The sequence below is a fragment of the Mycobacterium intracellulare ATCC 13950 genome (genome assembly GCF_000277125.1).
Taxonomy (GTDB): Bacteria; Actinomycetota; Actinomycetes; order Mycobacteriales; family Mycobacteriaceae; genus Mycobacterium; species Mycobacterium intracellulare.
Genome location: NC_016946.1, coordinates 4221893 through 4245216, shown reverse-complemented (window position 1 = coordinate 4245216; position 23324 = coordinate 4221893). Strand labels below are relative to the sequence as shown.

The window sequence follows — 23324 nt, the reverse complement described above, 5'->3', positions numbered from 1 at the left end:
ACGATGCGCGCCGCAGCGCGGCGTGAGGAGGAGCGCCGCAATCGGGTTAGGCGGTGCGACGATGCGCGCCGCAGCGCGGCGTGAGGAGGAGCGCCGCCGCCCTGACTACGCTGGCGCTGTGACGCCGCCATCCGCCCCGACCGCCGTCCGCCGCGCCGGCGTCGTCGTCGCCGTGCAGGGGATGGCCGCGCTGATCGTGGCCGTGGTCCTGGTGGTGCGCGGGATCGCCGGGGCCGACCAGCACGTGGCCAACGGTCTGGCCACCGCCGGCTGGTTCGTCCTCGTCGGCGCCGGGGTGATCGCCGCGGGCCGCGCGCTGATGCTGGGCAAGCGCTGGGGCCGCGGCCTGGCCGTGATCACCCAGCTGCTCCTGCTGCCGGTGGCCTGGTACCTCGCGGTCGGATCACACCAGCCCGGCTACGGGATCCCGGCGGGGCTTGTCGCGCTGGTCGTGTTGGGGTTGCTGTTCAGCCCGGCCGCGGTGCGCTGGGCCGCCGGCGGTCAGGGCGACTCCGCCAGCCCCGCCAACCGCGACCCCGACAGCCGGTAGGTGGTCCATTCGTTCTGCGGTTCCCCGCCGATCCCGTCGTAGAGCGTGATGGCGTCGGTGTTCCAGTTCAGCACCGCCCAGGACAACCGGGTGTAGCCCCGCTGCACGCATTCGTTGGCCAGCGCCGCCAGCAGCGCCCGGGCCAGCCCGCGGCGGCGAAATCCCGGGCGCACGAACAGATCTTCCAGATAGATGCCCGCCACGCCGTCCCAGGTGGAGAAGTTGACGAACCACAGCGCCATCGCCGCGACCTCGCCGTCCACCTCCGCCACGTGTCCGTACACCGTCGGGCGGTCGCCGAAAAGCGCTGCGGATATTTGTGTTTCGGTGACCGTGCACTGATCGGCGGCGTGCTCGAATTCGGCCAGCGCGTGGATCATTTCGGTGATGGCGGCGACGTCGTGGGGCGCGGCGCGACGGATGTCTGTGGTCATCGTTGGACTTCTAGTGCGTTGAGTATCGTGGCGAATTTGGTTGTGGTCTCGGCGACTTCGTCGTCGGGATCGGACTCGGCGACGATACCACCGCCGGCGCGAGCGAGCGCGCTGCGCCGGTCCGCCGACAGCTGCGCGCAGCGCAGCGACACCACCCAGCGGCCGTCGCCGGCGGCGTCGCACCAGCCGACCGCCCCCGCATAAAACCCGCGGTCGCCCTCCAGCTCGGCGATCAGCTGGACCGCCGCTTCGGTCGGGACGCCTCCGACAGCCGGGGTGGGGTGTAGCGCTAGCGCCAAATCGATTGCGCTCGTTGAGGTATCGCGAAGCCGTCCGCTGATCGGTGTGCACAGGTGCCAGAGCGCGGCGGTGCGGCTCAGTTGCGGCTCGGCGGCGATCGACAGGTCGTCGCACAACGGCTGCAGGGCCGCCCGGATGGTCTCGATCACCAGCTGATGCTCGTGCCGGTTCTTGGCCGAGGCGGCCAGCGCGGCGCCGTTGGCGGCGTCGGCATCCGGGTCGGCGGCCCGCGGGGCCGACCCCGCGAACGGCCGGCACTCGACGCGGTCGCCACTGCGCGCCACCAGGAGTTCGGGGCTGGCGCCCACCAAGGCCACGCCCGCGTAGCCGTCGCCGGCGGCGCTCAGATCGACGAGGTAGCCGTAAGCCGCCGGGTCCGCGGCCACGAGCCGGCGCAGGACGGCCCGCGCATCCATGGGGGCGTCGGCCACCAGCTCCAAGGCGCGCGCCAAGACCACCTTGTGCAGCGGGTTGTCGGCTGCGGCGAGCTGATCGCGGGCGCGGCGGACCCGGTCGCGGTAGTCACCCGGCGGCGGAAGCGCCGCGGCCACCCGCACCGGCGGCAGCGGGCCCGTCGGCCAGTCCGGGAGCCCGTGGGTGACGTCGACGGCGCGCGGCGTCAGCAACGCGGCCGGGCTGCTGAGGTCAAAAGGCAACGCGCCCAACACAATCGGCGCCTGATTCGACCGCAGCGCCGCCTGCGCCGCGCCCACGTCGCAGTAGCGCCGCGACACGCCGTCGGCGATCAGGGTTCGGGTCGGCCCGCACAGCGCGAACGGTGGTTCGCGGTTCACTGGCCGGTCAACCCGAGCGCCCGCAGCTGTCGCACCCCGTGCTCGAACCCGCAGACCGCGACCGACGCGGTGATCATGCCGAAGCGACTGCCCTCGACCAGCGGCAGTTCGACCCAGCGGGTGATCACCGCGCGCGAGAAGTGGCCGTGGCTGACGAAGACCACGTCGCGCGACTCCATGTGCCGCAGCGCCGTCGTGACCGCCGCGTCGGCGCGCTCGCTGACCTGCGCGACGCTCTCGCCGCCCGGACATCCGTGCGTCCACACCAGCCAGTCGGGCACCGACTCCCGGATCTGTTCGGTGGTCAGGCCCTCATAAGAGCCGTAGTCCCACTCGGCGAGCTGTTCGGTCGCGTCGTCGACGGACAACCCGGCCAGCTCGGCGGTGACCAGCGAGCGTCGCCGTGGGCTGCTGATCACCAGTGGGTCAACAAGTTTGAGCTCGCCCAGCACCCCGGCGGCCAGCTGGGCCTGTTCACGGCCGGCGTCGGTCAGCTCGACCTCGGTGCGGCCGGTGTGCTGGCCAGACTTCGACCACTCGGTCTCGCCGTGGCGCAGCAGCACCAAACGGTGATCATGCAAGCCCATAGAGAATGATTCTGCCGGACGACATGCGGTGGCTGCCGGGCCCGAGCGCATGGTGGACGAACATGCCAGGATGGCACTGTGAGCGCGCGGCGATGCGGAGGGGCGGGCGGCCAGTGAGTAGGACCCGGGTATTGGCGGTGGCCAACCAGAAGGGTGGCGTCGCCAAGACGACCACCGTTGCCTCGCTGGGGGCGGCGATGGTGGAGGAGAAGAAGCGGGTCCTGCTGGTCGACCTCGACCCGCAGGGCTGCCTGACCTTCTCGCTGGGCCAAGACCCGGACAAACTCCCGGTCTCCGTGCACGAGGTATTGCTCGGTGAGGTCGAGCCCAACGCCGCGCTGGTTGAGACGGCCGAGGGAATGACGCTGCTACCGGCCAACATTGACCTGGCGGGCGCCGAGGCGATGCTGCTGATGCGGGCGGGGCGCGAATACGCGCTCAAGCGAGCGCTGGCCAAACTCGCAGACCGGTTCGACGTGGTGATCATCGACTGTCCGCCGTCGCTGGGTGTGCTGACCCTCAACGGGCTGACGGCCGCCGACGAGGTCATCGTGCCGCTGCAGTGCGAGACGCTCGCGCATCGCGGTGTGGGCCAATTCCTGCGGACGGTCGCCGATGTCCAGCAGATCACCAATCCGGAGCTGCGCCTGCTCGGCGCGTTGCCGACGCTGTACGACTCGCGCACCACCCACACCCGCGACGTGCTGCTCGATGTCGCCGACCGCTATAGCCTGCCGGTGCTGGCCCCGCCGATTCCGCGCACGGTGCGTTTCGCTGAGGCCAGCGCCTCGGGTTCGTCGGTGATGGCGGGCCGCAAGAACAAGGGCGCGTCGGCGTACGGCGAGTTGGCGACGGCGCTGCTCAGGCATTGGAAGAACGGCAAGCCGCTGCCGACGTTCGCGGTCGAGGTCTAGCGGCGATCGCCCGCCCGGCGCTCAGCGCCGAGCCGCAATCTTGAGTGTGAACTGACGGCTTTGAGTGTGAACTGGCGGCGCGCCCGATCGGCGTGTCGCCGCCGCAGATTCACACCGAAAGCCAACGATTCACACTCGACGGGCCCTAGGCTGCCCGACGGGCTAACTCGGGCGACGGCCGTCGCGGCCCGATGGGCTAAGACGCCCGGGCGGCCGTCGCCGCCCCGAACGCTCAGCCCAGGGCGACCACGGTGTCGCCGCGCTGCTCTAACACCCGCGACCCCGACACGGCCGGGACCACCGCCCTCCCGGGTGGCGGGGGATTGGCCGCACGGTCGACCGGAATGTAGCGTTCGCCGGTCCCGCTGACCGGGTCGTAGACGCCGATCGCGCCGGTGACGGGCACCAGCAGCCGGCCCGCCATCATTACCCCCGGCCCCAGCGGCGCCGTCTTGTCACCCGCGGCGATGGTGTAGCGCAGCGCCAGGGTGTTCACGTCGAAAACCATCAGCGAATCGCCGGTCCACCAGGTCATCAGGCTGCCGGCGTGCGAGACCGCCGCCGAGCGCGACGGCGGCTTGGGCAGCAGGGTGCTCGCCACGGTGGCGCCGGTTTCGTCGATCACGTCCACCCGGGGCTGGGGCGCCGGCAGGTACACCGCGGTGGTGGTGTCCCGGACTGCCAGCACCCGGGCACCCGAATCGGGCGCGATCCCCGGCTCGGCCACGACGTGTTGCTGGGGTTCGTCGTCGTCCTTGCCCGGCCGGAGCAGCACCAGGCGCAGGTCGGCCTGATTCGCGCAGCTCTCCAGCACCGAGACCGCGGACGAGCTGGCCGCGGCCGAGATCAGCCTGCAGCCGGAGTGCAGCCCTCGCGACGACGGCTTCACCCGGGCGTCGGTCTCGCCGTAGGCCACCATCCGGACCATGTCCGAGCGCCACAGCTCCAGGCGGGTGTCACCGACCGACAAGACGGTCATGCCGTCGGAGGAGAGCCGCACCCGCGGGTCGGCGTAGCCACTGCGGGCGGGGCCGCGGTGACCGGTGGAGCCGTCCAGGGTGCTCACCTGCCCGCAGCCGCGGTCGTCGCGGTAGACCCCGACGGCGTAGCGGTACAGCCACGAGACTCCGCAGAGGCTGGTGTCGCGGGCGTAGCTCCAGCGGGACTGGCCCGTGCCGGCGTCGCGCCCGTCGATCCGCACGCCCGCACCGGTGACGACCACCCCGCCCACCACCACCGGCTCGGTGGTGGCCGGACTGGAGGCGGTCCACAGTTGTTTCAGGCCGGCGGGAACCTGCCGGGCCGGGCTCGGGTTGGGCGCCGGGACGGCGGCCGGGCGGCTGCTGGTCGCCCGCGCGTCGCTGGTCCACCAGATGAGGGCCGCCGTCACCGCGACGACGACCGCGATGGTCGCGGCGGCCAGGATGTCGCGCTTGGTCCGGCGCTCGGGTCTGACCATGCGTGGGCGCGGAAAATTAGTTGTTTTGCGCGGTGGGGGCCGCCGCGGCGGCTTCCGCCGGCTTGCGGCGCCGACGGCGGCGACGGCTGGAGCCGGCGTTTCCCGGCGGGGAGCCGGCCGGCGTTTCCGCGGCGGCATCACCGTTGCTGCTCGCGGCGCCGTTGCCCGACGGGTGCGCGCTGACCGGCTGGCCGCCGCGGGTGCGCCGCCGCGTCCCGGACCGCCGCGCGGTCTTCTCCGATTTCTGTCCCGGCTTCTGGGTGGCGCGCTCACCGGTGCGGCGCGCGCCCTGCGCCTTGCGGGCCGCACCGACGGTGCCTCCGGCATCGGCGGGGATGCTCAGCTCGTCGTACAGGTGCGGCGAGCTGGAGTAGGTCTCGGCGGGTTCGGGGTTGTCCAGCCCCAACGCCTTATCGATCAGCGCCCAGCGGGTGAGCTCGTCCCAGTCCACCAGGGTGACGGCGACGCCGGTCTTGCCGGCGCGGCCGGTGCGCCCGATGCGGTGCACGTACGCCTGCTCGTCCTCGGGGATCTGGTAGTTGATGACGTGGGTGACGTCATCGATATCGATGCCGCGCGCGGCCACGTCGGTGGCCACCAGCACGTCGATGTCGCCGGTCCGGAAAGCCTTGAGCGCCTTCTCGCGTGCCACCTGTCCGAGGTCGCCGTGGACGGCGCCCACCGCGAAACCGCGCTCGGCCAACTCGTCGGCGACCTTCTGGGCGGTGCGCTTGGTGCGGGTGAAGATCATCGTGGCGCCGCGGCCCTCGGCCTGCAGGATCCGGCTGACCAGCTCCACCTTGTCCAGGGCGTGCGCCCGGTAGGCGTACTGGACGGTGGTGTCGTGGGTGGCCGCCGAGTGCGGCGCTTCGGCCCGGATGTGGGTGGGCTGGTTCATGAAGGTGCGGGCCAGCGTGATGATCGGGTCCGGCATGGTCGCCGAGAACAGCATCGACTGCCGGTCGACGGGGATCTGCCGCAGGATGCGCTCGATGTCGGGCAAAAAGCCGAGGTCGAGCATCTCGTCGGCCTCGTCGAGCACCAGCACCGAGAGCCCACCGAGCTGCAGGTGGCCCTGCTGGCTCAGGTCGAGCAGCCGGCCCGGGGTGCCCACCACGACGTCGGCGCCGGCGCGCAGCGCCTCGATCTGCGCCTCGTAGGGGCGGCCGCCGTAAATGGGGACGACGGAGAGCCGGCGGCCTTCGTCGGCGGTCAAATGCTTGGCCGCCAGCGCCAGGTCATCGGTTACCTGCAGGCAGAGCTCGCGGGTGGGCACCACGATCAGCGCGCGGGGTGTTCCGTTGAGCGGCCGCGCGGCGGTGCCTGAGGTGATGCGCTGCAGCAGCGGCACCCCGAAGGCGAAGGTCTTCCCCATGCCGGTGCGGGCCTGCCCGATCAGGTCGTCGCCGGCGAGCGCGAGCGGCAGGGTTAGTTCCTGGATGGCGAAAGGGCTTTCGATCCCCTTTTCGGCGAGTGCGCGCACGATTTCGTCGCGGACACCGAGTTGAGCAAAGGTCAGTTCAGTTGTGCTGGTCAGTGTGGTCATGCGTGGGTAGGTAGCCTCTCGAAGACGTATCGGATTGTGTCGGGTGTTTCTCTGTCGCGGTCACGCGCGCACGAGTTCCGACTCCGAATACGTCGCCGAGTCGCGGGCTCCGGCTCAGTCTGGGGGTCCCAGCCCGGGCGGGCCTGCTGTGCACGCACATTTCGCCGATAGCGGCGTGGGAAGAACATTTGGCACAAATAACACCGCCATCTACCTACATGATAGCTGGTCGAGCTCCGGCACCCGTTTCGCGCCAACTCCGCCGACTACAGTGTTGCCATGACCCGGCCCTCTTACCAGCCCTCTTCCACCGACCAAGTGGAGGAGTCGGCTGCCCCGCGATTGTCGGCCGATCACCCCGGGGTCAACGAGTTGTTCGCGGTCTTGGCCTACGGCGAGATTGCCGCGTTCTACCGGCTCACCGACGAGGCGCGGATGGCCCCTGACCTGCGCGGACGGATCTCGATGGCGAGCATGGCCGCCGCGGAGATGCAGCACTACGAGCAGCTGCGCGACGCGCTGGAAAGCCGCGGCGTCGACGTCGTGTCGGCAATGTCGAAGTACGTGTCGGCGCTGGAGAACTACCACCGCCTGACGATGCCCAGCACGTGGCTGGAAGCTTTGGTGAAGACGTATGTCGGTGACGCCCTGGCCGCCGATTTGTACCTGGAGATCGCCGACGGGCTGCCCGACGAGGTTGCCGACGTGGTGCGGGGGGCGCTGGCCGAGACCGGGCACTCGCAGTTCGTCGTCGCCGAGGTGCGCGCCGCCGTCACGTCCAGCGGCAAGCAACGCAGCCGGCTCGCGCTGTGGTCGCGCCGGTTGTTCGGCGAGGCGATCACCCAGGCCCAGTACCTGCTGGCCGACCACGACGAGCTCGTCGACCTGGTGATGTCGGGCGCCGGTGGGCTGGGCCAGCTCAACGCGTTCTTCGATCGGTTGCAGCAGACGCACGACCGCCGCATGCACGAGTTGGGCCTGAGCTGACGACCGTCAAACTCAGCGCGAGCAGGTCGCCATGTTCGACGGGCTGCCCGACGCCATGATCCGCTGACCGGCGGCGTTGAAGACCGAGCAGCTGAGCTGGCCGTAGAAGCTGGTCGCGACCACGGATTCGGTCTGCACGCCGGGATTGAGGACCACCACCTTCGACCACGGCAGCGACACGTTGAACTCGCTCTGCGGGACGCCCCGCGCGTCGGTGTAGACCACGTTCACCAGGTCCAGTAGCTGCTTGGTCCCGCTCACGCTGTAGACGACGGTGCGCGGGTTCAGCGCGGCCGTCGGCGGCGCGGGCGCGAGAGGCGGTGCGGCCGTGGGAGTTTGGACCGCCGGGGTGCTGGGCGCGGCGCTCGGGGTGGTGACGGTCGTCACGGTCTCCGGCGGCAGCTGGGCCACGCGCGAGGGGCTCGGTGGCGCGGACGCCTTGGTGGTCGCGGGTGCCGAGGTCACCGGGTGGGGGGCAGGCGCTCCCACCGTGGCCTTGGTTGACGCGCTGTCGCCGCTGTTGATGATGACGGCGGTGGCGATGGCGCCGACGGCCACCACCGCGCCGAGGATCGCCGTCGCGGGTCGCCAGCGTGAATCGGCCGGCCAGCCCGTCCAGTTGTAGTCGGCGTTCAGGTAGGGGTCGGTGTCGCAGTCGTCAGCGTCGTCGTCCGGGTAGCTCCGGATCCGGTCGTCGAGGTGCGGCAATGTGGTACCCATGGGGCCGAAGTTAGCCATGCGAAAGCGCGGATCGGGTATCGCGCGGGTGTGTGAGACAACCTGCAAGCGAATCGTTATCGGCGCGCGACCGAAGTTTCGCTGACCGCGAAGTGTGGGGACGCGACGAGGTGGGGGTCGGCCGCGTCAACTAGCCTGCTGCTGACGGGGCTGGGACTTCGCCGCCCGCGCACGACTTCAATGCCTACGGAAGGGGTGACCGTGGAGGTCAAGATCGGGATCACGGATAGTCCGCGCGAGTTGGTCCTTGCCAGCGACCAGACACCCGCCGAAGTCGAAGACCTGGTCAGCGCCGCGCTCGGCGAGGGGTCGGGGCTGCTGCGACTGAGCGACGAGCGGGGCCGTCGCTTCCTGATCCACACCAGCAAGATCGCCTACGTCGAGATCGGCGTCGCCGACGCGCGGCGGGTCGGCTTCGGGATCGGTGCCGAAATCGAAGCCGGCAAACATGCCGGCAAGGGACGCTAGGAGCGGGTCAGCGGCACGTGTGACAGTCCGCCCCAGGCGAACTGGACGGTGCCCTCGACGGCGTCCGCTTTCGAGATCGGGCGGTCGGAGTCGAGCCAGTACCTGGCGCAGTCGACGCTGATGCCGACCAGCCCGACGGCGATCATCCGCGCGCGGTGCGGGTCCAGCCCGGAATCCTCGCTGATCAACGCGAACACCGCGTCGATGCAGGATTCGGTGGCCACGCGCACCTGGGCGGCCACCTCGGGCTCGGTGACGTAGTCGTTTTCGAAGATCAGCCGGTAGCCCTGGCTGTCGTGCTCGATGAAATCGAAGAACGCCTGCACCGCGGCGTGCAACCGCCGGCGGTTGTCCTTGGTGGTGCTCAACGCCTGCTGGACGCCGGAGACCAGGTTTTCCACGTGCCGCGCCAGCACGGCGAGGTACAGCTCGAGCTTGCTCGTAAAGTGTTGGTACAGAACGGGTTTGCTAACCCCGGCGCGATCGGCGATCTCGTCCATGCCGGCCGCGTGATAGCCGCGGTCGACGAAGACGTCGCTGGCGACGATGAGCAACTGGCCGCGGCGCTCATCGCGGGGCAGCCGGTTGCCCCGCCGGTTGGGGGCCGCGGCGCCGTCCGCCGGCCGGCCGCGGTCAGCCGATCTGACGGCACGCCGTGCCGGCATCTTGGCGAGTTCGCTCATCGAGTCCTCATCTGATTGTCGACGGCCGGCCGTCGGTCCACCGGGGCCAGCCGCTCGCAGCTCGTTGAAAAGACCTTACTACCCGTGGGGTTGGAGCTCCCGCCGTCGGCGTCGTCGTACCTGGCAGAAGCGGTGTCGGGCGCCGGATTCGGGCGCGCCACGGTCGGCGTGGGTGGTCCGCTGTGTAATCCTGGGAAAATGACGTCGCAGCGACCCCCGCGCAGCAGCGGTCGCGTGCCGGTGTTGTGCGACGAGTGGCGCGAGCCGCTGCGGGCGCTGCGTGACCCCCTGGCCGCCCCGGAAGCCGGGCGGGCGCGGGCCGACCGTGAGCGGCAGCGGCAGTGGCGCAAACAAACGTGGCTCGGGCGGTTCGTCTCCACCTACGGCTGGCGCGCGTACGCGCTGCCGGTCCTGGCGGTGCTGACGGCCGTGGTCATGTACCAGACGGTGACCGGCGCCGGCGCGTCGAAGCCCACGAACAGCCAGCCCATCGAGAGTCCGCCCGCGATCGGCGCGGTGGGCACCACGATCATCGACGCGCCGCCGCGTGGGCTCGCCGCGTTCGACGCCAACCTGCCGGCCGGGACGTTGCCCGACGGCGGCCCCTTCACCGAAGCCGGTGACAAGACGTGGCACGCGGTGCCGGGCGCGACGCCCCAGTTCGGCCAGGGCACCGCCAAGGTGTTCCGGTACACCGTCGAGGTGGAGAACGCCATCGACCCGACGATGTTCGGCGACGACGAAGCGTTCGCGCAGATGGTCGACCAGACGTTGGCCAATCCGAAGGGCTGGACGCACAACCCGCAGTTCGCTTTCATCCGGATCGACGGCGCCAGTGGGGCAAAGCCCGACTTTCGGATCTCGCTGGTGTCGCCGGTGACGGTGCGGGAGGGGTGCGGCTACGAATTCCGGCTGGAGACGTCCTGCTACAACCCGGTTTTCGGCGCCAACCGCGAGGCGCGGGTTTTCATCAACGAGGCGCGTTGGGTGCGCGGCGCCGTGCCGTTCGAAGGGGACATCGGTTCGTACCGGCAATACGTGATCAACCACGAGGTCGGCCACGCCATCGGATACCTGCACCACGAGGCCTGCGAACAGCAGGGCGCCCTGGCGCCGGTGATGATGCAGCAGACGTTCTCCACGTCCAACAACGACGCCGCGCAGTTCGACCCCGACACCGTCAAGGCCGACGGGAAGACCTGCCGCTTCAACCCCTGGCCGTACCCGATCGCCTAGCGGCCGACTGCCTTCGTTGCCGTCGCCCCGGCGGGCTGCTGTGATGGATTCATAAGCAGAACCACGAAGCTGACCGAGGAGATGTTGTCCGTGTCGTCGTTGCCGCCGCTGGTGGCACCCGCAGACCACCTGACCGGCGACGAGGTGGCCCGCTACAGCCGTCACCTGATCATTCCCGGCCTGGGGGTCGACGGGCAGAAGCGACTCAAGAACGCCCGGGTGCTGGTGATCGGCGCCGGTGGCCTGGGGGCGCCGACCTTGCTGTACCTTGCCGCGGCCGGCGTGGGCACGATCGGCATCGTTGAATTCGACGTCGTCGAGGAATCGAACCTGCACCGCCAGATCATTCACGGCGTGGCCGACGTCGGGCGTCCCAAGGCCGTGTCGGCGCGGGAGTCGATGCTCGCGATCAACCCGCTGGTGGACGTGCGCCTGCACGAGGTGCGCCTGGACTCCACCAACGCCGTCGAGTTGTTCAGTTGCTACGACCTGATCGTGGACGGCACCGACAACTTCGCGACCCGGTACCTGATCAACGACGCGGCGGTGCTGGCGAAAAAGCCGTACGTGTGGGGCTCGATCTACCAATTCGAGGGCCAGATCTCGGTGTGCTGGGAGGACGCGCCGGACGGACGCGGCCTTAACTATCGCGACCTGTACCCGGAGCCGCCGCCGCCCGGCACCGTTCCGTCGTGCGCCGAAGGCGGCGTGCTGGGCATCGTCTGCGCGTCCATCGCCTCGGTGATGAGCACCGAAGTGATCAAACTCATCACCGGCATCGGCGATTCGTTGCTGGGCCGGTTGATGATCTACGACGCGCTGCAGATGACCTACCGCACGATCGCGATTCGCCGGGACCCGTCCGACGCGTCGAGGCCGAAGATCACCGAGCTCGTCGACTATGAGCAGCTGTGCGGCGCGACCGCCGACACCCCGGCCGGCGACGCGACGGCCATCACCCCGCGGGAGCTGCGCGAGCTGCTGGATTCCGGCAAGGAGCTGGCCCTGATCGACGTCCGCGAGCCCGTGGAGTTCGACATCGTGCACATCGAGGGCGCGCAGCTGGTCCCGCAGTCGTCGATCAACTCGGGTGAGGGTCTGGCAAAGCTGCCGCGGGACCGCATGCCGGTGCTGTATTGCAAAACGGGCGTGCGCTCGGCGCAGGCGCTGGCGGTGCTGAAGCAGGCGGGGTTCGCCGATGCGGTGCACCTGGAGGGCGGAATTGTGGCCTGGGCGCAGCAGATGCAACCCGACATGATCCTGTACTGAGCTTCGCCGCTGTTGGACTCGTTTAGAGTACCGGTGTGACAGTCGAGCCACCGCCGGACCATGTGCTGTCGGCGTTCGGTTTGGCCGGCGTCAAACCCGTCTATCTGGGCGCCAGCTGGGAGGGCGGCTGGCGGTGCGGCGAGGTCGTCCTGTCGCTGGTGGCCGACAACGCCCGCGCGGCGTGGTCCGCCCGGGTCCGCGAGACGTTGTTCGTCGACGGCGTCCGGCTGGCCCGCCCGGTCCGGTCCACCGACGGGCGCTACGTCGTTTCTGGGTGGCGGGCGGACACCTTCGTCGCGGGGACGCCGGAGCCTCGCCACGACGAGGTCGTCTCGGCGGCGGTGCGCCTGCACGAGGCGACGGGCAAACTGGAACGCCCCCGCTTTTTGACCCAGGGCCCCGCGGCGCCCTGGGGGGACGTCGACATTTTCATCGCCGCCGACCGCGCGGCGTGGGAGGAACGGCCCCTGGCCTCGGTGCCGCCCGGCGCGCGGGTGGCCCCGGCCACCGCGGACGCCGAGCGCTCGGTGGAGTTGCTCAACCAGCTCGCCACGTTGCGCAAGCCGACCAAGAGTCCGAACCAGCTGGTCCACGGGGACCTTTACGGCACAGTGCTTTTCGTGGGCACCGCGGCGCCGGGCATCACCGACATCACCCCGTACTGGCGGCCCGCGTCGTGGGCGGCGGGCGTGGCCGTCATCGACGCGTTGTCCTGGGGTGAGGCCGACGACGGACTCATCGAGCGCTGGAACGCCCTACCGGAATGGCCGCAGATGTTGTTGCGGGCGTTGATGTTTCGCCTGGCGGTCCATGCGCTGCACCCGCGGTCCACCGCCGAGGCGTTCCCCGGTCTGGCCCGCACCGCGGCGCTGGTCCGGTTGGTGCTCTAGGTTAGTTGCGTGGCGACCCGCTGCGCCCGGCTGCACCGCGCTTGCGATCGCCACGGCCGCGCTGGCGATCGCCACTAGGCCCCGTCCGGGAATTCGTAGCGAACCTCGCCCAGCGCGATCCGGCCGTCGCGGGCAAGCACGCCTTCGGCGCGCAGCAGCTCCAGCTGCCGGGTGGTCAGGTGGCGCGCCGGGCGCCCGGAGGCGGTGATGACGCGGTGCCACGGCAGGTCCGAGGAGTCGGTCCGCATGATCCAGCCGACGATCCGTGGGCTGGAAAGCCCTGCGACCGAGGCGATGTCGCCGTAGGTGGCCACCCTGCCGGACGGGATGGCGGCGACCAGCGCCCGCACCCGCTCGACCTGATCGTCGGTCACCGGCGCCACGGTCAGCGGGCTTCCAGTAGCTCGCGGGCCAGCGCGGCGACGTCGTCGGGCTTGGCGTAGGGCACCATGTGGTTGCAGTCGAAATCCAGCAGCCGGAAACGCGATCCCAGCCGCTGCGCCGCAAGGCCCGCGATGAGTTCGTCGGTGACATACGGCGGCGATGTTCGCTTGGCGCGCACCAGGATCGTCGGCGTTTGCGCCGGCGGCAGCACCGCGTCGCGGGCGAGCTCGCTCCAGTACGCCATCATCGCCGGCAGGCTGATGCGCCAGCCGTAGCGGCCGTTGGGGAGGGCGACCAGATGCTCGTCGAGCTCGGCCTCGAGCAGCGCGGGCTCGACATCCGACCACGAGCCGTGCACCTTTTCCAGGCGCGCTTCCTCGGCGTCGGGATAGTCGGGCGAGGACAACATGGCCTCGGCGATTTCGCGCATCCACGCGCCGTCCAACCCGATCGCCGGATCGAGCAGCAGCAGCCCCGAAACCTGGTTCGGCCGGGCTGCGGCCAGGTGCATGGCGAGCCCTGCGCCGAACGAGTGGCCGACCACCACCACCGGCGTGCCGGGCTGCGCGTCGAGCAGCGCGGCCAGAGCCGAGACGTTGGCGTCGATGGTCCACGGCGCCGCCCACGAGGACCGGCCGTGGCCGAGCAGATCCGGTGCGGCCAGGCCGATCTCGGGCAGCAGGCCGGACAGGTGTTGCCACCGCTGCCCGTGCCCGGTCAGCCCGTGCAGCGCGAGGATCCGCGCCGGACCGGACGGACCGTAGCGGTGGACGTACAACTTCGCGGTCACCCGTCGATGGTGCCAGCCGCCGTCACCGGGCGTCGCGGGCGGTCCTCAGCGATCGTCGTCCCGATCGTCGTCCGCGGACACGACGTAGGCCTGCTCGATCACGTCGGCTTCGTTGGCCTCGCGGTCCCGGGCGCTCACGTAATCGGTGTCCAGGCCGGCGTCGTCCTCGGAATCGGCGGGCCGCAGTTGCTCCACCGCGTCGCCCTCGGGCGCCTCGTCGATGGGAAAGCCGTGCTCGTCCGTCATGGTCGTCAACCCCTCCTTTTGCAGCCTTGAGACCATTCTTCGCGCTGCTGCGACTTCCAGGGTAAGAGCTCGCGTCGGCGCTGGCCGGGTCCACTTGTCACACCCTGGTGATTGCATGCAGCCATGGCACACACCTGGGAGGCCGACGCGAGCGCTGTGCTGGCGCCCGGCGCGCGCGGGATCGTTCGCGTGCTCGGCGGGCCCGGAACCGGAAAGAGCAGCCTGCTGATCGACGCCGCGGTCACCCGGATCGACGCCGGGATCGACCCGGAATCGGTTCTGCTGCTGACCGGTTCGGGCCGGCTCGGGATGGCCGAGCGCAGCGCGTTGACGACGGCGTTGCTGCGCTCCCGACCGGGCCGGGTCGTCGTCAGCGAACCGCTGGTGCGGACCGTGCACGGGTATGCCTACGCGGTCTTGCGGCGCGCCGCCGAACGGGCCGGCGATGCGCCCCCGCGGCTGGTCACCAGCGCCGAGCAGGACGCCATCATCCGGGAGCTGCTGGCCGGAGACCTCGACGACGGCCCCCGCGCGACGTCCGCGTGGCCGGCGCAGCTGCGGGCGGCGCTGAGCACTGCGGGGTTCGCCACGGAACTGCGAAACCTGTTGGCCCGCTGCGCCGAACGCGGTATCGACCCAGGGGAACTGGAGCGGCTTGGCCGTCGTTGCCGCCGGCCGGAATGGATCGCCGCGGGGCAATTCGCACGCCAGTACGAGCAGGTGATGTTGCTGCGCGCGGCGGTCGGCACGGCCGCGCCGGAGGCGACGACACCCGCGCTGGGCGCCGCCGAATTGGTGGGCGCGGCGCTGGAGGCGTTCGCCGTCGACCCCGAGCTGCTGGCGGCCGAACGCGGCCGGATCCGGGTCCTGCTGGTCGACGACGTCCAACAGCTCGACTCTCAGGCGGCCCGCCTGGTGCGGGTGCTCGCGGCGGGCGCCGAGCTGGCGCTGATCGCCGGGGACCCCAATCAGGCGGTGTTCGGCTTCCGGGGCGGCGAACCGGCCGGGCTGCTCGACGGCGACGGCCCGGCGGTGACGTTGACGACGTCGCATCGCTGCGCGCCCGCCGTGGCCCGCGCCGTCAGCGGCATCGCCGCCCGGTTGCCCGGCGGCGGCGCCGGCCGCCGGATCGACGGCGCCGGGGCGGGGGAGGGATCGGTCACGGTGCGCCTCGCCGCCTCGGCGCACGCCGAGGCGGCGGCGATCGCCGACGCGCTGCGGCGGGCGCACCTGGTCGACGGCGTGCCCTGGTCGCAGATGGCGGTCATCGTCCGGTCGGTACCGCGGGCCGGCGCGCGGTTGCCGCGCGCGCTCGCCGCCGCCGGGGTGCCGGTGGCCGCGGCCGCCGCCACCGGGCCGCTGGCCGAGGAGCCGGCGGTGCGCGCGCTGCTGACCGTGCTGCTGGCCGCCGCCGACGGGCTGGACGGGCAGCAGGCACTGGCGTTGCTGACCGGCCCCATCGGCCGCGTCGACCCGGTTTCGCTGCGGCAACTGCGCCGAACCCTGCAGCGCGCCAACCCCGATCGCCCGCCGGGCGACTTCGCCGAGCTGTTGGCCGAGACGCTGTCGGGCGCCGTGCCGCCGGGTCCACAGTTCCGTTCGTTGCGCAAGGTCCGCGCGGTGCTGGATGCGGCCGCTCGGTGCCACGAAGCCGGTGAGGACCCGCGCTACACCCTGTGGGCCGCCTGGCACCGGTCCGGGCTGCAGCGCCGCTGGCTGTCGGTCAGCGAGCGCGGCGGCCCCGCCACGGCCCAGGCCACCCGGGATCTCGAGTCGGTCACCGCGTTGTTCGACATCACCGACGACTACGTGTCGCGCACTTCCGGCGCGTCGTTGCGCGGCCTGGTCGAGCACGTCGCCGCGCTGCACCTGCCGAACGCCAACCCCGAGCCGGCCGCCACGGCGGGGCAGGTCAGGGTGCTCAGCGCGCACGCCGCGCTGGGACACGAATGGGATTTCGTGGTCATCGCCGGATTGCAGGATGGTTTGTGGCCCAACACCGTTCCGCGGGGCGGTGTGCTGGGCACCCAGCGGCTGCTCGACGAGCTGGACGGGGTCACCGCGGACGCCTCGATGCGCGCACCCCTGGTGGCCGAGGAGCGCCGGTTGCTGGTGGCGGCGATGGGCCGTGCCCGCCGGCGGCTGTTGGTGACGGCGGTCGACAGCGACACCGGTGGGGCGGACCACGCGGCCGCGCTGCCGTCGCCGTTCTTCTTCGACATCGCGCAATGGGCCGACGAAGACGTGGAAACGACTGCGCTGCAACCTGTTGCGGCGCCCCGGGTGCTGTCGGCGGCTGCGCTGGTGGGACGGCTGCGGGGCGTGGTCTGCGCCCCCGACGGGGCGGTGGACGAGCTCGCCCGGGACTGCGCGGCAACGCAATTGGCCCGCCTGGCCAAAGCCGGGGTGCCCGGCGCCGACCCGGCCGGCTGGCACGGCTTGACCCCTGTCAGCACCGGTGAGCCGCTGCGGGGTGGCGGCGACGTCGTGACGCTGACCCCGTCGACCCTGCAGACACTGACCGACTGCCCGCTGCGCTGGCTCGCCGAACGCCACGGCGGGACCAATCCGCGCGACCTGCGCTCCACCATCGGTTCGGTGGTGCACGCGCTGATCGCCGAACCGCATCGAAGCGAATCCGGACTGCTGGCCGAGCTGGAGCGCGCCTGGCAGCACCTACCCTTTGCGGCGCAATGGCATTCGGACAACGAGCTGGCCCGTCACCGCGCGATGCTCGAGGCGTTCGTCGAGTGGCGAAGCCAGAGCCGCGGCGCGCTCACCGAGGTCGGCGTCGAGGTCGAGATCGACGGAACCCTTCAAACCGGTGACGGGGAACAGGTTCGGCTGCGCGGCCGCGTCGACCGGCTGGAGCGCGACGCCGCCGGCCGGCTGGTGATCGTCGACGTCAAGACCGGCAAGTCCCCGGTCAGCAAGGACGACGCCCAACAACACGCCCAACTGGCGATGTATCAGCTGGCGGTATCCGAAGGCCTGGTGGCCCCCGGAGGCGACACCGTGGAACCCGGTGGGGCGCGGCTGGTTTACGTCGGCAAGGCCGGGGCGGCCGGGGCCGTCGAACGCGAACAGGACCCGCTCACCGCGGACGCCGGCGACGAATGGCGACAGGTCATCCGGCGTGCCGCCGCCGCCACGGCCGGCCCGCAGTTCGTGGCGCGGCGCAACGACGGTTGCACGCACTGCCCCATCCGGCCGTGCTGCCCGGCGCACACCGACGGGGCGGCCCGATGAACGCCCGCTACAATCCGAGCGAATTGGCTTGCGCGCTCGGCCTTTTCCCGCCGACCGAGGAGCAGTCCGCGGTCATCGCCGCGCCGCCGGGCCCGCTGGTCGTCATCGCGGGGGCCGGAGCCGGTAAGACCGAGACCATGGCCGCACGGGTGGTGTGGCTGATCGCCAACGGCTACGCCGAACCCGCCCAGGTGCTGGGACTGACGTTCACCCGCAAGGCCGCCGGCCAGCTGCTGCGCCGCGTCCGGTCCCGGCTGGCCCGGTTGGCCGGCGTCGGCCTGGGCCCGGTCGGCGATGCCGCCGCCGAGCCCGAGGGCGCCCCGGTGATCAGCACCTACCACGCGTTCGCGGGTTCGTTGCTGCGCGACTACGGGCTGCTGCTGCCCGTCGAGCCCGACACCCGGTTGCTCAGCGAAACCGAGCTGTGGCAGCTGGCTTTCGACGTGGTCAACGGGTACCGCGGCGAGCTGCACACCGACAAGACCCCGGCCGCCGTCACCTCGATGGTGTTGCGCCTGTGGGGACAGTTGGCCGAACACCTCGTCGACACCGGACAGCTGCGCGATACCCACGTTGAGCTAGAGCGGCTCGTCCATGGCCTGCCCGCCGGGCCCTATCAGCGGGAGCGCGGTCCCAGCCAATGGTTACTGCGCCTGCTGGGCACCCAGACCGAGCGCGCGGAGTTGGTGCCGCTGCTGGACGCGCTCGACGAGCGCATGCGCGCCGAGAAGGTGATGGATTTCGGCATGCAGATGGCCTCGGCTGCGCGGTTGGCCGCGGGCTTCCCCCAGGTCGGTGAGGACCTGCGCGCCCGCTACCGGGTGGTGCTGCTCGACGAGTATCAGGACACCGGCCACGCCCAGCGCATCGCGTTGTCGGCCCTGTTCGGCGGTGGGGTCGACGACGGGCTGGCGCTGACGGCCGTGGGCGACCCCATCCAGTCCATCTACGGCTGGCGCGGGGCCTCGGCGACCAACCTGCCCCGGTTCACCACCGACTTTCCCCGCTCCGACGGCACACCCGCGCCCGTCCTGGAATTGCGGACCAGCTGGCGCAATCCGCCGCGAACCCTGCGGGTCGCCAACGCCGTGTCCGCCGAGGCGCGGCGGCGATCGGTGGCCGTGCACGCGCTGCGCCCTCGCCCGGACGCCCCGCCCGGCACGGTCCGCTGCGCCCTGCTGCCCGACGTGGTGGCCGAGCGCGAGTGGATCGCCGATCACCTCGACGCCCACTACCGGCGGGCCCGGGTGGAGGGTGTCAGCCCCCCGACGGCCGCGGTCCTGGTGCGCCGCAACGCCGACGCCGCGCCCATCGCCGACGCGCTGCGGGCGCGCGGCATCCCCGTCGAGGTGGTCGGGCTGGCAGGGCTCCTATCGGTGCCCGAGGTCGCCGAGGTGGTGGCCATGCTGCGGCTGGTCGCCGACCCGACGGCCGGCGCGGCGGCGATGCGGGTGCTCACCGGCGCGCGCTGGCGCCTCGGCGCCCGCGACATCGCCGCGCTGTGGCAGCGTGCGCGCGCGCTCGGCGGGACCGCGGGGGACCCCGCGCCGCCCTCGCCCGAGGCGATTGCGCGCGCCGCCGACCCCTCGCACGTCGACGCCGACACCGTCTGCCTGGCCGACGCGATCGCCGACCCGGGTCCGGCCGGCTCGTATTCGGCGGCGGGGTATCAGCGGATCACCGCCTTGGGCGCCGAGCTGAGCGCCCTGCGCGCCCACCTCGGCCATCCCCTTGCCGACCTGGTGGCCGAGGTGCGCCGCGTGCTGGGCGTCGACTGCGAGGTCCGGGCCGCGGCGGGGGTGGCGGCGGGTTGGGCCGGCACCGAGCACCTGGACGCGTTCGCCGACGTCGTCGCCGGTTACGCCGAGCGCGCCGACGGCGCCGCCACGCGGTTGGATGCGTCTGCAACCGCCTCGGTGGCCGGCTTGCTGGGGTTTTTGGATGCCGCCGAGGCGGTCGAGAACGGTTTGGCGCCGGCACCTTTGGCGGTCGCGCGCGACCGCGTCCAGGTGCTCACCGTGCATTCGGCGAAGGGACTCGAATGGGAGGTGGTGGCGGTCGCGCACCTCTCGGGTGGGACGTTCCCGTCGACCGCGTCCAGGAGCACCTGGCTCACCGACGCCGCGGAGCTGCCCCCGCTGCTTCGCGGCGACCGCGCCGCCGCCGGGGCGCTGGGCATCCCGGTGCTCGACACCTCGGACGTCACCAACCGAAAACAACTGTCGGACAAGATCTCCGAGCATCGCCGCCAGCTCGATCAGCGGCGCGTGGACGAGGAGCGCCGATTGTTGTATGTCGCGATCACCCGGGCCGAGGACACCCTGCTGGTGTCCGGGCACCACTGGGGCGCCACCGGGGTCAAGCCGCGCGGCCCGTCGGATTTCCTGGTGGAGATCAAGGACGTCATCGACCGTGCGGCCGCGGCGGGCGACCCCTGCGGAACCGTGGAGCACTGGGCGCCGTCGCCCGCCGACGGCGAGCGAAACCCGCTTCGCGACAACGTTATCGAAGCGGTGTGGCCGGCAGACCCGCTGGCCGTGCGGCGCGAGGAGGTCGAGCGCGGTGCGACGCTGGTGAGGCGGGCGCTCGCCGCCGGGCCCGGTCGGCCGTGCGCCGATGTCGACGGCTGGGCCGCCGACGTCGATGCGTTGCTGGCCGAACGGGCGCGGTTGATCGAGCCACCGGTCCGGGAACTGCCCGGCCAGCTGTCGGTCAGCTCCCTGGTCGGCCTGGCGCGCGACCCGGCGGGCACCGCGCAGCGGTTGAGGCATCGGCTACCGTCGCGGCCGGATCCGCATGCGTTGCTGGGCAATGCGTTTCACTCCTGGGTCCAGAAGTTCTACGGCGCAGAATGCCTGTTCGATCTCGGCGATCTGCCGGGTGCGGCGGACTCCGACGTCGGCGACAGCGCCGAATTGGCCGCGCTGCAGGCCGCATTCACCGAATCTCCTTGGGCCGCAAGGACTCCCGTCGCCGTCGAGGTGCCGTTCGAGATGCCGATCGGTGAGACCCTGGTCCGCGGGCGCATCGACGCGGTGTTCGCCGATCCCGACGGCGGCGCGACCGTCGTGGACTGGAAAACGGGCGAACCGCCGCACGGCGCGGAGGCGCTGCGCCAGGCCGCCGTCCAGCTCGCGGTGTACCGGATGGCCTGGGCGGCGCTGGCCGGGGTCGCGGAATCGTCGGTGCGCACCGCCTTCTACTACGTGCGCGCCGGTACCACCGTGGTCCCCGACGAACTGCCGAGCGCCGCCGAGCTGGCCGGGTTGCTGATCGATCCGGACGGTACGCGGTGTGACCCGCGCCGCCCGAGTATTGGGGAGGCGGTGCCCGTGGTTACATAAGACGCGTGCGTGTCTCGTGCGCGGAAATCAAACCGATGACGGGCCGCCGTGGGCAACGGTAGGTCCCGAAAGCTGAGCGGTCTGGACGAAACGCTGACCGCCCAGCGCGGTCACCAGCTGATCGGCGTGGTGCGCATCCCCGAAGAGCACGCCAGCCCCATTCGGGTCATCACCCGCCGCCTGGCCATCGCCCTGGTGGTGCTGTTCGGCGCGGCCGTCATCGTCTACCTGGACCGCGACGGGTTCCGCGATGTGCGCAACGAGCCGCTGACATTTTTGGACTGCCTGTATTTCTCGGCGGTTTCGCTGTCGACCACCGGCTATGGCGACATCACGCCGTACACCGAAACCGCGCGCCTGGTGCACACCCTGATCTTCACCGCGCTGCGGATCGCGTTCCTGGCCGTGCTGGTCGGCACCACGCTCGAAGTGCTTTCCGAGCGGTCTCGCCAAGGGTGGAAGATTCAGCGTTGGAGGAGCAGAGTGCGCAATCACACCATCGTGATCGGTTATGGCACCAAGGGCAAAACGGCGGTGGCCGCGATCCTCGGCGACGAAACCATCCAGGCGGAGGTGGTCGTCGTCGACACCGATCGCAGCACGCTCGAGCACGCCGAGAGCGCGGGCCTGGTCACCGTCCACGGTGACGCCACCAAGGCCGATGTGTTGCGGCTGGCCGGGGCCCAGCACGCCGCGTCCATCATCGTCGCCACCAGCCGCGACGACACCGCGGTGCTGGCGACGCTGACCGCGCGCGAGATCGCGCCCAACGCCAAGATCGTCGCCTCGATCCGGGAGGCCGAGAACCAGCACCTGCTGCAGCAGTCGGGGGCGGACTCGGTCGTGGTCTCGTCGGCGACCGCGGGCCGGCTCCTCGGGCTTGCCACCACGACGCCCAGCGTCGTGGAGATGATCGAGGACCTGCTGACGCCCGACGCCGGGCTCGCCATCGCCGAGCGTGAGGTCGAGCAGAGCGAAGTGGGCGGCTCGCCGCGGCATTTGCGCGACATCGTGCTCGGTGTGGTGCGCGACGGGCACCTGTGGCGCATCGACGCCCCGGAGGTGGACGCCGTCGAGGCCAACGACCGCCTGCTCTACATCCGAAGCGTGGGGCATTGATGGCGATCGCGGATTTTCAGCTGCGCAGCGTCCCGTTGCTGTCGCGCGTCGGAGCCGACCGAGCCGATCAGCTGCGCACCGACGTCGAGGCGGCCACCGCGGGCTGGGCCGAGGCGGCGCTGCTGCGGGTGGACTCGCGCAATCAGGTGCTGGTTTCCGACGGCCGGGTGGTGCTGGGTGCCGCCGCCGAACTCGGCGACAAGCCGCCGTCGGAGGCGGTGTTTCTGGGGCGCCTCGAGGGTGGCCGCCACGTGTGGGCGATCCGCGGCGCGCTGCAGGCCCCGGAGGACCCCGACGCGCGCACCGAGGTGGTGAACTTGCGCAGCCTCGGCCCGATCTTCGACGACACCAGCGGCCAGCTGATGTCATCGGCTGTCGCACTGTTGAATTGGCATGAGAAGTCTCGATTCAGCTCGGTGGACGGTTCACCCACACGTCCGGCCCGGGCGGGTTGGTCACGCGTGAACCCGGTCACCGGGCACGAGGAGTTCCCGCGCATCGACCCGGCGGTGATTTGTCTGGTGCACGACGGCGGCGACCGCGCGGTGCTGGCGCGCCAGGCGGTGTGGCCGGAGCGGATGTTCTCGCTGTTGGCCGGATTCGTCGAGGCCGGTGAGTCTTTCGAGGGGTGTGTGGCTCGGGAGATCCGTGAGGAGATCGGGCTGACCGTGCGTGACGTGCGCTATTTGGGCAGTCAGCCGTGGCCGTTCCCGCGCTCGCTGATGGTCGGCTTCCACGCCGTCGGCGACCCGGCGCAGGACTTTTCGTTCAACGACGGCGAGATCGCCGAGGCGGCGTGGTTCACGCGCGACGAGGTGCGCGAGGCGCTGGCGGCCGGGGACTGGTCGAGTTCCTCGGAGTCGAAACTCCTGCTGCCCGGGTCGATTTCGATCGCGCGGGTGATCATCGAATCCTGGGCCGCGATCGACTGACTGGGCCTGCTCAGCTACCGGTCTCGGCCAGCTTCGCCTTCACCTGGGCCGCGCTCGGGTTGGTCAGCGTCGACCCGTCGGCGAACTTCACCGTCGGGACCGTCCTGTTGCCGCCGTTGACCGAGCTGACGAAGTCAGCGGCCGCCGCGTCGTGCTCGATGTCGACCGTCTCATACGGTATTCCGTTGGACTTGAGCACCGTCATGAGCCGATGGCAGTAGCCACACCAGGAGGTCGTGTAGACGGTGAGCGGGGCAGTGGTCATAGCCCGATAACGTAGCCCGGCGACGATGCATTCCGCGCAGCGGGATGCGGAGGAGTGGGCGCTCGGGGTAGCCCGGCGACGATGCATTCCGCGCAGCGACACGCCAGGCCATCCGATTCGGGCGTGGCGATGCCTCAGCT

22 protein-coding genes are annotated in these 23324 nt (G+C 71.1%); 11 read left to right on the top strand and 11 right to left on the bottom strand.

Annotated elements, in window-relative coordinates:
• Nucleotides 1-118: 118 nt before the first annotated feature.
• The gene (locus tag OCU_RS44495; RefSeq protein WP_014380927.1) at nt 119-550 is read left to right on the top strand and encodes a hypothetical protein; all 432 of its coding nucleotides are present in this window, start codon (nt 119-121) and stop codon (nt 548-550) included.
• On the opposite strand, the gene OCU_RS44490 is transcribed toward OCU_RS44495, so the two are convergent.
• From OCU_RS44490 to OCU_RS44480, 3 genes are read right to left on the bottom strand one after another with little or no spacing between them, the layout of a single operon-like run.
• Nucleotides 502-984: a GNAT family N-acetyltransferase gene (locus tag OCU_RS44490; protein WP_009952801.1), complete on the bottom strand. Its 483-nt coding sequence runs from the start codon at nt 982-984 to the stop codon at nt 502-504. The two genes, OCU_RS44495 and OCU_RS44490, sit on opposite strands and share 49 nt — an antisense overlap.
• Nucleotides 981-2078 (bottom strand): isochorismate synthase, encoded by a 1098-nt coding sequence (locus tag OCU_RS44485; RefSeq protein WP_014380926.1) that lies wholly within the window; start codon nt 2076-2078, stop codon nt 981-983. The genes OCU_RS44490 and OCU_RS44485 overlap by 4 nt, the downstream gene beginning before the upstream one ends.
• Entirely contained in the window at nt 2075-2665 is a 591-nt protein-coding gene (locus tag OCU_RS44480) for an acid phosphatase (protein WP_009956178.1), read from the bottom strand. The genes OCU_RS44485 and OCU_RS44480 overlap by 4 nt, the downstream gene beginning before the upstream one ends.
• 113 nt (nt 2666-2778) lie before the next feature.
• Here OCU_RS44480 and OCU_RS44475 point away from each other — a divergent pair, with 113 nt between their 5' ends.
• Nucleotides 2779-3579, top strand: a complete 801-nt coding sequence (locus OCU_RS44475; RefSeq protein ID WP_009956179.1) for a ParA family protein — start codon at nt 2779-2781, stop codon at nt 3577-3579.
• A 232-nt stretch (nt 3580-3811) separates the two neighbouring features.
• Here the strand turns inward: OCU_RS44475 and OCU_RS44470 are convergent, their stop codons facing one another.
• Nucleotides 3812-5038, bottom strand: a complete 1227-nt coding sequence (locus OCU_RS44470) for an Rv3212 family protein (RefSeq protein WP_014380923.1) — start codon at nt 5036-5038, stop codon at nt 3812-3814.
• Between the two features lie 16 nt (nt 5039-5054).
• Nucleotides 5055-6584, bottom strand: coding sequence for a DEAD/DEAH box helicase (locus OCU_RS44465; RefSeq protein WP_014380922.1), 1530 nt, complete (start codon nt 6582-6584; stop codon nt 5055-5057).
• 279 nt (nt 6585-6863) lie between these two features.
• On the opposite strand from OCU_RS44465, the gene OCU_RS44460 reads away from it, so the two are divergent.
• Complete coding sequence (locus OCU_RS44460; RefSeq protein WP_026071232.1) at nt 6864-7571, top strand: ferritin-like fold-containing protein; 708 nt, start codon at nt 6864-6866, stop codon at nt 7569-7571.
• 12 nt (nt 7572-7583) lie between these two features.
• Here the strand turns inward: OCU_RS44460 and OCU_RS44455 are convergent, their stop codons facing one another.
• Nucleotides 7584-8291, bottom strand: coding sequence for an MmpS family transport accessory protein (locus tag OCU_RS44455; protein WP_014380920.1), 708 nt, complete (start codon nt 8289-8291; stop codon nt 7584-7586).
• 219 nt (nt 8292-8510) lie between these two features.
• Between OCU_RS44455 and OCU_RS44450 the strand changes: the two genes are divergently transcribed.
• Nucleotides 8511-8777, top strand: a complete 267-nt coding sequence (locus OCU_RS44450; protein ID WP_036389938.1) for a DUF3107 domain-containing protein — start codon at nt 8511-8513, stop codon at nt 8775-8777.
• On the opposite strand, the gene OCU_RS44445 is transcribed toward OCU_RS44450, so the two are convergent.
• Entirely contained in the window at nt 8774-9460 is a 687-nt protein-coding gene (locus tag OCU_RS44445; RefSeq protein WP_008259670.1) for a TetR/AcrR family transcriptional regulator, read from the bottom strand. The genes OCU_RS44450 and OCU_RS44445 overlap by 4 nt on opposite strands.
• A 198-nt stretch (nt 9461-9658) precedes the next feature.
• Between OCU_RS44445 and OCU_RS44440 the strand changes: the two genes are divergently transcribed.
• The 3 genes from OCU_RS44440 (at nt 9659) to OCU_RS44430 (ending at nt 12855) form a co-directional block, all read left to right on the top strand.
• The gene (locus OCU_RS44440) at nt 9659-10696 is read left to right on the top strand and encodes a DUF3152 domain-containing protein (protein WP_233425192.1); all 1038 of its coding nucleotides are present in this window, start codon (nt 9659-9661) and stop codon (nt 10694-10696) included.
• 81 nt (nt 10697-10777) lie between these two features.
• Nucleotides 10778-11965 carry an adenylyltransferase/sulfurtransferase MoeZ gene (gene moeZ / locus OCU_RS44435; RefSeq protein ID WP_014380918.1) on the top strand — a complete coding sequence of 396 codons (1188 nt, stop codon included), beginning with the start codon at nt 10778-10780 and terminating at the stop codon, nt 11963-11965.
• Nucleotides 11966-12000: 35 nt separating this feature from the next.
• Nucleotides 12001-12855 (top strand): TIGR02569 family protein, encoded by an 855-nt coding sequence (locus OCU_RS44430; protein WP_008259667.1) that lies wholly within the window; start codon nt 12001-12003, stop codon nt 12853-12855.
• A 74-nt stretch (nt 12856-12929) separates the two neighbouring features.
• Here the strand turns inward: OCU_RS44430 and OCU_RS44425 are convergent, their stop codons facing one another.
• The 3 genes from OCU_RS44425 to OCU_RS44415 are packed head-to-tail and all read right to left on the bottom strand — an operon-like array spanning nt 12930 to nt 14275.
• Nucleotides 12930-13238, bottom strand: a complete 309-nt coding sequence (locus tag OCU_RS44425; protein ID WP_009955653.1) for an MGMT family protein — start codon at nt 13236-13238, stop codon at nt 12930-12932.
• A 2-nt stretch (nt 13239-13240) separates the two neighbouring features.
• Nucleotides 13241-14029 (bottom strand): alpha/beta fold hydrolase, encoded by a 789-nt coding sequence (locus tag OCU_RS44420; RefSeq protein ID WP_009955654.1) that lies wholly within the window; start codon nt 14027-14029, stop codon nt 13241-13243.
• A 45-nt stretch (nt 14030-14074) separates the two neighbouring features.
• A complete protein-coding gene (locus tag OCU_RS44415) occupies nt 14075-14275 on the bottom strand; it encodes a hypothetical protein (RefSeq protein WP_009955655.1) in 201 nt (66 codons plus the stop codon).
• A gap of 123 nt (nt 14276-14398) precedes the next feature.
• Between OCU_RS44415 and OCU_RS44410 the strand changes: the two genes are divergently transcribed.
• Genes OCU_RS44410 through nudC form a run of 4 tightly spaced genes read left to right on the top strand, consistent with a single transcriptional unit; the run spans nt 14399 to nt 22919 of the window.
• Complete coding sequence (locus tag OCU_RS44410; protein ID WP_014380916.1) at nt 14399-17524, top strand: ATP-dependent DNA helicase; 3126 nt, start codon at nt 14399-14401, stop codon at nt 17522-17524.
• Complete coding sequence (locus OCU_RS44405; protein WP_014380915.1) at nt 17521-20868, top strand: ATP-dependent helicase; 3348 nt, start codon at nt 17521-17523, stop codon at nt 20866-20868. Before OCU_RS44410 ends, OCU_RS44405 begins: the two co-directional genes overlap by 4 nt.
• 48 nt (nt 20869-20916) lie before the next feature.
• Entirely contained in the window at nt 20917-21987 is a 1071-nt protein-coding gene (locus tag OCU_RS44400) for a potassium channel family protein (protein ID WP_008259653.1), read from the top strand.
• Nucleotides 21987-22919 (top strand): NAD(+) diphosphatase, encoded by a 933-nt coding sequence (gene nudC, locus OCU_RS44395; protein ID WP_008259652.1) that lies wholly within the window; start codon nt 21987-21989, stop codon nt 22917-22919. The genes OCU_RS44400 and nudC overlap by 1 nt, the downstream gene beginning before the upstream one ends.
• A gap of 10 nt (nt 22920-22929) precedes the next feature.
• On the opposite strand, the gene mrx1 is transcribed toward nudC, so the two are convergent.
• The gene (mrx1, locus tag OCU_RS44390) at nt 22930-23184 is read right to left on the bottom strand and encodes a mycoredoxin Mrx1 (protein WP_036459570.1); all 255 of its coding nucleotides are present in this window, start codon (nt 23182-23184) and stop codon (nt 22930-22932) included.
• Nucleotides 23185-23324 lie beyond the last annotated feature (140 nt).

Excerpts from the sequence above, each read along its gene's own strand:
- OCU_RS44490 (WP_009952801.1), bottom strand. The coding sequence starts at position 984 with ATGACCACAGACATCCGTCGCGCCGCGCCCCACGACGTCGCCGCCATC.
- OCU_RS44480 (WP_009956178.1), bottom strand. The coding sequence starts at position 2,665 with ATGGGCTTGCATGATCACCGTTTGGTGCTGCTGCGCCACGGCGAGACC.
- OCU_RS44470 (WP_014380923.1), bottom strand. The coding sequence starts at position 5,038 with ATGGTCAGACCCGAGCGCCGGACCAAGCGCGACATCCTGGCCGCCGCG.
- OCU_RS44465 (WP_014380922.1), bottom strand. The coding sequence starts at position 6,584 with ATGACCACACTGACCAGCACAACTGAACTGACCTTTGCTCAACTCGGT.
- OCU_RS44460 (WP_026071232.1), top strand. The coding sequence starts at position 6,864 with ATGACCCGGCCCTCTTACCAGCCCTCTTCCACCGACCAAGTGGAGGAG.
- OCU_RS44455 (WP_014380920.1), bottom strand. The coding sequence starts at position 8,291 with ATGGGTACCACATTGCCGCACCTCGACGACCGGATCCGGAGCTACCCG.
- OCU_RS44445 (WP_008259670.1), bottom strand. The coding sequence starts at position 9,460 with ATGAGCGAACTCGCCAAGATGCCGGCACGGCGTGCCGTCAGATCGGCT.
- OCU_RS44440 (WP_233425192.1), top strand. The coding sequence starts at position 9,659 with ATGACGTCGCAGCGACCCCCGCGCAGCAGCGGTCGCGTGCCGGTGTTG.
- moeZ (WP_014380918.1), top strand. The coding sequence starts at position 10,778 with ATGTTGTCCGTGTCGTCGTTGCCGCCGCTGGTGGCACCCGCAGACCAC.
- OCU_RS44415 (WP_009955655.1), bottom strand. The coding sequence starts at position 14,275 with ATGACGGACGAGCACGGCTTTCCCATCGACGAGGCGCCCGAGGGCGAC.
- OCU_RS44410 (WP_014380916.1), top strand. The coding sequence starts at position 14,399 with ATGGCACACACCTGGGAGGCCGACGCGAGCGCTGTGCTGGCGCCCGGC.
- OCU_RS44405 (WP_014380915.1), top strand. The coding sequence starts at position 17,521 with ATGAACGCCCGCTACAATCCGAGCGAATTGGCTTGCGCGCTCGGCCTT.
- nudC (WP_008259652.1), top strand. The coding sequence starts at position 21,987 with ATGGCGATCGCGGATTTTCAGCTGCGCAGCGTCCCGTTGCTGTCGCGC.
- mrx1 (WP_036459570.1), bottom strand. The coding sequence starts at position 23,184 with ATGACCACTGCCCCGCTCACCGTCTACACGACCTCCTGGTGTGGCTAC.